7 protein-coding genes are annotated in these 8,191 nt (G+C 70.2%); 3 read left to right on the forward strand and 4 right to left on the reverse strand.

Going from position 1 to position 8,191, the window contains the following annotated elements; translation table 11 throughout:
- Positions 1–117: 117 nt before the first annotated feature.
- The 4 genes from J2S22_RS23195 to J2S22_RS23210 all read right to left on the reverse strand — a co-directional run bounded on the left by J2S22_RS23195 (position 118) and on the right by J2S22_RS23210 (position 5,177).
- Positions 118–1,041, reverse strand: a complete 924-nt coding sequence (locus J2S22_RS23195) for an HpcH/HpaI aldolase/citrate lyase family protein (RefSeq protein ID WP_272780850.1) — start codon at positions 1,039–1,041, stop codon at positions 118–120.
- A 99-nt stretch (positions 1,042–1,140) separates the two neighbouring features.
- Positions 1,141–2,055, reverse strand: a complete 915-nt coding sequence (locus J2S22_RS23200) for an HTD2 family dehydratase (protein ID WP_272780849.1) — start codon at positions 2,053–2,055, stop codon at positions 1,141–1,143.
- Positions 2,056–2,332: 277 nt separating this feature from the next.
- Positions 2,333–4,354: an acetyl-CoA carboxylase biotin carboxylase subunit gene (locus J2S22_RS23205; RefSeq protein WP_272780848.1), complete on the reverse strand. Its 2,022-nt coding sequence runs from the start codon at positions 4,352–4,354 to the stop codon at positions 2,333–2,335.
- Positions 4,355–4,613: 259 nt separating this feature from the next.
- Positions 4,614–5,177: a phasin family protein gene (locus J2S22_RS23210; protein ID WP_272780847.1), complete on the reverse strand. Its 564-nt coding sequence runs from the start codon at positions 5,175–5,177 to the stop codon at positions 4,614–4,616.
- A 385-nt stretch (positions 5,178–5,562) separates the two neighbouring features.
- Between J2S22_RS23210 and aroQ the strand changes: the two genes are divergently transcribed.
- From aroQ to accC, 3 genes are read left to right on the forward strand one after another with little or no spacing between them, the layout of a single operon-like run.
- Positions 5,563–6,018 (forward strand): type II 3-dehydroquinate dehydratase, encoded by a 456-nt coding sequence (gene aroQ, locus J2S22_RS23215; RefSeq protein ID WP_272780846.1) that lies wholly within the window; start codon positions 5,563–5,565, stop codon positions 6,016–6,018.
- Positions 6,015–6,509 (forward strand): acetyl-CoA carboxylase biotin carboxyl carrier protein, encoded by a 495-nt coding sequence (gene accB / locus J2S22_RS23220; RefSeq protein WP_272780845.1) that lies wholly within the window; start codon positions 6,015–6,017, stop codon positions 6,507–6,509. The genes aroQ and accB overlap by 4 nt, the downstream gene beginning before the upstream one ends.
- A 20-nt stretch (positions 6,510–6,529) precedes the next feature.
- Positions 6,530–7,894 carry an acetyl-CoA carboxylase biotin carboxylase subunit gene (accC, locus tag J2S22_RS23225; RefSeq protein ID WP_272780844.1) on the forward strand — a complete coding sequence of 455 codons (1,365 nt, stop codon included), beginning with the start codon at positions 6,530–6,532 and terminating at the stop codon, positions 7,892–7,894.
- Positions 7,895–8,191 lie beyond the last annotated feature (297 nt).

Genomic DNA, 8,191 nt, shown 5'->3' on the forward strand with positions numbered 1-8,191 from the left:
GTGAGGGGTCAAGGCGCCGGCGTGGGCACCCCCTCACCCGCCGCGCGTTCCGCGCGGCGACCTCTCCCCGCAGGGGAGAGTTGAAACGGAGTCTGCCGCCCCGTCAGCGGCAACGCCCTACTCCGGCAGCAATCCCGCGAGCTTCGCGCGCGCGACGATCGTCTGCGACATGCGGATCGAGGCGACGTCGACCATGCGGCCGTCGAGGCTGATGGCGCCGTGGCCCTGGCGGCTCGCCTCCGCCCACGCGTCGAGCACCCGGATCGCCCAGGTCAGCTCCTTCTCGGGCGGCACGAAGGTGTCGTTGACGGTGGCGATCTGGCCCGGATGGATGCACCACTTGCCGTCGAACCCCATGGCGCGAGCGATGCGGCAGGCCTTGGCGAAGCCCTCGGGGTCGCGGATGCCGGCGAACGGGCTGTCGATCGCCCGCTTGTCGAAGGCGCGCGCCGCGCTGACGATGGTGTGCATGATGTGGTGCCAGCGGTGGCCCGGATAGAGCGCGTCGTGCTCGTCCGGCTCGCCGATCGAGGCCATCGGCATCCACACCGAGGCGGCGTAGTCGCCGGCCCCGTAGATCAGCGCCTCGAGCCGCGGCGACGCGGCGGCGATGTCGCGGATGTCGACGGCGCCGAGCGCCGTCTCGATCAGCGCCTCGATGCCGATCGGCCGCGACAGGCCCATCGCGGCCTCGATCTGGGAGAGCAGCGTGGCGACGAAATGCACGTCGGCGGCGCGGCTCACCTTGGGCACGACGACGAGGTCGACGCGGTCGCCCGCCTCCTCCACCACCTCGATGAGATCGCGATAGGCGAAGCTCGTGTCGAGCCCGTTCATGCGGAACTGGCGGAGCTTGCGGCCGAAGTCGAGCTCGCGGAAGGCCCGCACCACATTGGCGCGGGCGGCCTCCTTCTCGGCCGGCGCGACGGCGTCCTCGAGGTCGATGCAGACGGCATCGGCTGGGGCGGCGGCGGCCTTCTGGATCATGCTCCAGTTGGAGGCCGGGACGATCAGGATGGAGCGTTCGAGGCGGTCGGTCATGGGGACGGTCCGGGTTCTGTCATCCACCCTCCCGCGCGCCTGCGCGGCGCCGGCGCGCGGTCCGGAGGGCGACGAGGAGACGAGGCGCGCGGCAGCGGCTTACCGCTCATTCGCCGCCCACGCCACCGTGGCCTGCATCCCGACATGGCCGTCGCCGTTCACGGTGAAGAGGTCGTGACCGCCGTCCGGGCGGGCGACGCCCATCAGGGTGAGGCGGTCGTGGCCGAACAGCGGGTAGACGGCCCGGAACGTGTAGCGGGCCGGCATGCGGTCCGGGGCGTGGCGCCGGGCCGCCTCGAGCAGCAGCAGCGCCTGCAGCGGCCCGTGCAGCACGAGGCCGGGATACTTCTCCGTCTCCCGGGCGTAGGGCAGATCGTAGTGGATGCGGTGGCCGTTGAAGGTGAGCGCCGAGAAGCGGAACAGGAGCACCGGATCGAGCGCCACCGGCTCGCTCCACGCCGGATTCTCCGGCGCCGGGGTCGGCGGCGGCGGCGTGAAGGCCGCCGGCATCGGCAGGTAGACGATGTCCTGCTCCTCCTCCACGGCGGGGCCGCGACCGGAGCGCACGGTGTGCTTCACCGTGACGAACACCATCCGCCCGGTGTTGCCCTGCTTCTCGGCGATCCGGGTGATCTTCGACGTCTTGTGGAGCACGTCGCCGACCCGCACCCGGTCGTGGAAGACGTAGCGGCCGCTCGCCCACATGCGCCGTTCGAGCGCGATCGGCGGCAGGAAGCCGCCGCGCTTCGGGTGGCCGTCGGGACCGATCTCGCCCGCCGGCACGATCGGCAGGAAGTAGAGCCAGTGCCACAGCTCGGGCAGCGGCTTGCCGACCCCGGCGTCGACGCCGGCCTGGTCGAGCGTGGCGGCGAGCGCGCGCGCCGGCGTCGGATAGGCCTGGTCGCTCGCCTCCTCGGTGCGCCCGACCCAGTCCTGCAGGTTCGCCTCGTCCGCCTTCGTCCCTTCCGCGCTGGCGCCGTTCGCCTTCGCACCGTCCGCCTCAACGTCGCTCATCGTGCACGTCCCCAGATGCTGTCCCGACGACAACGGGTCGGCGTCCGGCGACGATACGCACGCAACGCCAGTGGCGATCACATCGTCCCGATCGGGGCGGCATTCCGCCGGCGGCCGGCCATCGGGCTCCGCAACGACACATCGTCGACGGCGGCCGAACCCGACGGCCGCCGACCAATAATTGCATTGTGGGCGATCTTCGACCGGCCTGACAAGACGGCATCGTCGCGGGCCGGCCGTCGCGGCAGGCCGGACCGCACGACCCCCGACGCGCCGCTCAGGCGAACTCCAGGATCACGGCGTCGACCGGCAGGCTGTCGCCCTTCTTGGCGTGCACCTTGGCGACGGTGCCGTCGCGCTCGGCGCGCAGCACGTTCTCCATCTTCATCGCCTCGATCACGGCCAGCGTCTCGCCCGCCTTGATGTCCTGGCCGGCCGCGACGTCGATCGAGATGACGAGGCCCGGCATCGGGCACAGCACCTTCTTGCCGGTGTCGGCCTTGGCCTTCTCGGGCATCAGGCGGATCGCGAAGGCCTCCCACGGCTTGTAGACGTAGACCTTCACCTCGATGCCGTGGTGGGTCATCACGTGGCCGTTGGGGATGTCGCGCACCTGGACGGCGACCGGATCGTCGTCGATGACGCCGAGCCACACGGCGTCGCCCGGCTTCCAGGTCGATTCGGTGTAGCGCTTGCGGCCGCGCCGCCCGTCCTCGATGAAATGGACGTCGATGCCGTGCCCCTCGCGCTCGACCTCCAGCTCGATCTCCTGGTCGCCCACGAGCACGATGCGGCGGCGGTCGGCCGGCACGTGGGGGTGCTTCATCTGCCCGGAGATCCGGCGCTTGCGCTCGGTGGTCTGGAACTCCATCACGGCCGCGACGGCGGCGATGATCTTGGCGCGATCGCCCTCGGCCGGCAGCGGATGGAAGCCGTCCGGCCACTCCTCGGCGATGAAGCGGGTGGAGAGCCGCCCGGCCTTCCAGCGCTCGTGCTGCATCAGGGTCGAGAGGAACGGGATGTTGTGGCGGATGCCCTCGACGTAGAAGCTGTCGAGGGCGCGCGCCTGCGCGTCGATCGCCGCCGCGCGGGTGCCGGCATGGGTGATCAGCTTGGCGATCAGCGGGTCGTAGTAGAGCGAGATCTCGCCGCCCTCGTAGACGCCGGTGTCGACCCGCACCGTCACCGGGTCGAAACCGTCGGCGGCGCGCTCGACCGGCGCGCGGAACCGCACCACGCGGCCGATCGACGGCAGGAAGTTCCGCGACGGGTCTTCCGCGTAGACGCGGCTCTCCACGGCCCAGCCGGAGATCCGAATGTCGTCCTGGGTCAGCGACAGCCGCTCGCCGGCGGCCACCCGGATCATCTGCTCGACGAGGTCGACGCCGGTGATCAGCTCGGTGACCGGGTGCTCGACCTGCAGCCGGGTGTTCATCTCGAGGAAGTAGAAGCTCTTGTCCTGCCCGGCGACGAACTCCACCGTGCCGGCCGAGTCGTAGCCGACCGCCTTGGCGAGCGCGACCGCCTGGGCCCCCATCTTCGCGCGCGTCTCGGCATCGAGCAGCGGCGACGGCGCCTCCTCGACCACCTTCTGGTTCCGGCGCTGGATCGAGCACTCGCGCTCGCCGAGATGGATGACGTTGCCGTGCTTGTCGCCCAGCACCTGGATCTCGACGTGGCGCGGGTCGACGATGAACTTCTCGATGAAGACGCGGTCGTCGCCGAAGGCGGACTTCGCCTCCGACCTGGAGCGGTTGAAGCCCTCGGCCACCTCGGAGCGGTCGTAGGCGATGCGCATGCCCTTGCCGCCGCCGCCGGCCGAGGCCTTGATCATCACCGGATAGCCGATCTCCTCGGCGATCTTCACGGCGTGGGCGTCGTCCTCGATGACGCCGAGGAAGCCCGGCACGGTGGAGACGCCGGCCTCCGCCGCGGCCTTCTTCGATTCGATCTTGTCGCCCATGGCGGCGATGGCGCGGGCGTTCGGGCCGATGAAGACGATGCCGGCCTCGGCGAGCGCCGCCGCGAAGGCCTCGCGCTCGGACAGGAAGCCGTAGCCGGGATGCACCGCCTCGGCGCCGGTCTGCTTGCAGGCGGCGACGATCTTCTCGATGACCAGGTAGCTCTGCGCGGCCGGAGCCGGGCCGATATGGACCGCCGTGTCCGCCATCTCGACGTGGAGCGCGTCCTTGTCGGCGTCGGAAAAGACGGCGACGGTCTCGATGCCCATCCGCCGTGCCGTCTTGATGACCCGGCACGCGATCTCGCCGCGGTTGGCGATCAGGATCCGCTTGAACATTGCTACGCTGTCCGATCGGAAAAAAACGAGTGGTAAAGGCAGGCCTCACGTTCCAGCCGCACCGCAAAAAAGTCAACGGCCTTAAGTCCCCCGGCCGGTGAGCCGATGGTTCAATGGACGCCGTGGCGGCCGACCGGCATGTCCGGCGGTTCGCGGTCGCGAACCCCGGCCGCGGTCTCCGGCCGATGCGCGAACGGGCGCGGCGAGGCGCGCCCGCCCGGCACCACGGCGGCCGGCGCGCCCCGCTCCGGGCTCCGGATCAGCGCTTCGGCGGGTTGAACAGCTTGGCGAATCCCGCGAACGGGTCGGTGTTCCAGGCGGCGAACCGCTGGGCCAGCAGGCCGAGCTCGGTGGACTGCGCCGTCATCGCCTCGAACTGCTTGCGGGCGTGGCTGGTCGACAGCTCGACCAGCTCGGACGGCGACTTCACGCTCGACAGCTGCTGGGCGTAGTCGAGGGCCGAGTTGAGGTTGGCCTTCATGAAGCCGAACATCTTCTGCCGGTATTCCTCTGCCGCGGTCGCGGCGGCCGACAGCTCCTGGGGGGTGGCCTCGCCCTCGCGCGCCACCAGGCCGGCGAGGTCGGCCGGCGTCTTCAGGGCGGCCAGGTTGGCGGCGTAGTCGAGCGCCGCATTCACGTTGCCCCGCATGTAGTCGAAGACCTTGGCCCGATAGTCTTCGGTCACCTGCGCGGCCGCGGAGACGTCGTAGCCCATCTTCTCCATTGCATCCTCGGTCTGAATGATCGCTTCGTCGACGCTCTTCTTGATGTCCTCGATCGCCTGGTCGGCGAAACTCGATCCGTGGTCCGTCTGGTCGTGCATGCCAATGTCCTTCGCAAGAAGACGCGAGCAAGAAAACGCGAACAAGAATACGCGGGCACGTCGTTGCCCCGGACTTCGGCGGTCCGGCTCGACCGGACGGGAGCGGAGCGTCTCCACCATGCCCGTACGGGTTTGCACCAGTGTAACGGCTTTGCGGACACGCGAAAGGCGGAAAACCTCGCGCACCGGTGAGGTCGGCCGCCGCGGCCCGGACATCGGGTCGCAGGCACCCGGACTCCGGGGCGACGGCCGGCCGGCGCCGACCGGACGGGCTGTCCGGGAGGCTTCCCCTTCCGCCGCGCCGCCCCTATAAGACGGTCGCCGGACGAGAGCCGCGCACCCGTTCACAAGGCGCCGAGGGTGCGTTCGACCCCGGTGGACCCGCATGAAGCCCACCGTCTACGTCATCAATGGTCCAAACCTGAACCTGCTCGGCACCCGCGAGCCGGACAAGTACGGCCGCGCGACCCTCGCCGACGTCGAGACGCTGTGCCGGGAGGCCGGCGACCGCCACGGCTTCGCCATTGCCTTCCTGCAGTCCAACCACGAGGGGGAGCTCGTCTCCTGGATCCAGGAGGCCGGCCGCGCCGGAGCCGCCGGGATCGTCCTCAATGCCGCCGCCTACACCCACACCTCGGTCGCCATCCTGGACGCGATCGCGGCCACGGCCGTGCCGGTGATCGAGGTGCACCTCACCAACATTCACGCCCGCGAGCCCTTCCGCCGGACGTCGTACGTGTCGCAGGTCGCCAAGGGGGTGATCTGCGGGCTCGGTCCGCAGGGCTACGGGCTCGCCATCGCGGGCCTCGCGGGTCTCGCAGGTCAAGGGAGTCGAACGTGACAGCCGCCGACAAGGACACGCCGGAGCCGGCGACCGGCATCAGTGCCGTGAACGAGGAGATCGTGCGCACGCTGGCGCGCCTCCTCGGCGAGACCAATCTCACCGAGATCGAGATCGAGCACGCCGGCCTGCGCGTGCGCGTCGCCCGCCAGAGCGTCGCGGTGACCGCGACCGTGCCGGCCGCCGCCCCGTCGGCGCCGAGTGCCGTGCCGGGCGTCTACGCGGTCGCCGACGGGCCGATGGATCCGTCCAAGCATCCGGGCGTCGTCACCTCGCCGATGGTCGGCACCGCCTATCGCTCGCCCGAGCCCGAGGCGCGCCCCTTCGTCGACATCGGCTCCCATGTGAAGGCCGGCGAGACCGTGCTGATCATCGAGGCGATGAAGACCATGAACCAGATCCCGGCGCCGCGCTCCGGGACGGTGACCCAGATCCTCGTCGAGGACGGCCATCCGGTCGAATTCGGCGAGCCCCTGATGATCATCGAATGACGCGGGCCCCGGGGACCGCGATGTTCGAGAAAATCCTGATCGCCAATCGCGGGGAGATCGCGCTCCGCATCCTTCGCGCGTGCAAGGACCTGGGGATCGCGACGGTCGCGGTGCACTCGACCGCCGACGCCGACGCCATGCATGTCCGGCTCGCCGACGAGAGCGTGTGCATCGGCCCGCCGCCCGCCAAGGACTCCTACCTCAACATCCCGGCGCTGCTCGCCGCCTGCGAGATCACCGGCGCCGACGCCGTGCATCCGGGCTACGGCTTCCTCTCGGAGAACGCCCGCTTCGCCGAGATTCTCGAGGAGCACGGGCTGCACTTCATCGGCCCGAAGCCCGCCCACATCCGCCTGATGGGCGACAAGATCGAGGCCAAGCGCACGGCCAAGCGCCTCGGCATCCCCTGCGTGCCGGGCTCCGACGGCGCCATCGGGTCGGACGAGGAGGCGAAGGCCGTCGCGGCCGAGACCGGCTACCCGGTGCTGGTGAAGGCGGCCGCCGGCGGCGGCGGCCGCGGCATGAAGGTCGCCCGCAGCGAGGGGGACCTGCGCATCGCGCTCGCCACCGCGCGGGCCGAGTCGAAGGCCGCCTTCGGCGACGACTCCCTCTACATGGAGAAGTATCTCGAGCAGCCGCGCCACATCGAGTTCCAGGTGCTGGGCGACGGCCGCGGCAACGCCATCCATCTCGGCGAGCGCGACTGCTCGCTGCAGCGCCGCCACCAGAAGATCTGGGAGGAGAGCCCCTCCCCGGCGCTCAACGCCGAGGCCCGCCACCGGATCGGCGGCATCGTCGCCCGGGCCATGCAGGAGCTCCAGTATCTCGGCGTCGGGACGATCGAGTTCCTGTACGAGGACGGCGAGTTCTACTTCATCGAGATGAACACCCGCATCCAGGTCGAGCATCCGGTGACCGAGGCGATCACCGACATCGACCTGATCCTCGAGCAGATCCGCGTCGCCGCCGGCGGCGGCCTGACGCTGCGGCAGGAGGACGTGACCTATCACGGCCACGCCATCGAGTGCCGCATCAACGCCGAGAACCCGGTGTCCTTCCGGCCCTCGCCCGGCAAGATCCGGCACTACCATCCGCCCGGCGGCATGGGCGTGCGCATCGATTCGGCGGCCTATCAGGGCTACGTCATCCCGCCCTATTACGACTCGCTGCTCGGCAAGCTGATCGTCCACGGCAAGTCGCGCGCCGAATGCCTGATGCGGCTGCGCCGCGCCATCGACGAGTTCGTCGTCGACGGCATCGAGACCACCCTGCCCCTGTTCCGCGCGCTGGTGCGCGACAAGGACATCCTCGACGGCAGCTATCACATCCACTGGCTCGAGCAGTTCCTCGCCCGCGGCGGCATGGAGAGCGAGCCGCTCGCCTGACCGGCTGCCGCCCGGCCCGTGTTCCGACCGGTGCAGCGCGTGTGCTGCACCGGTCCGGCCTCCCTGAAGGCCCGGCCCCGAGGTCCCGGCCCGGGGCCCGAGGCGGAACGCGGCAGCCGGGGCTTTTCCCTGTCGGGGCGGGCTCGGGACGCAATAGCGAAGCGTATTGCAGTATTCGGACCGCTGAACGGCGGAATACGCTTCGAGACTGGGCAAGAATCGGCGGGTCGAGCTGATGTAAGATTCGTCTTATGACGAATCGCCCGTTCAAGACCGGCGTCAGCCGGGCGCAGCCGA

Source organism: Rhodoplanes tepidamans (assembly GCF_030813915.1).
Classification (GTDB): domain Bacteria; phylum Pseudomonadota; class Alphaproteobacteria; order Rhizobiales; family Xanthobacteraceae; genus Rhodoplanes; species Rhodoplanes tepidamans.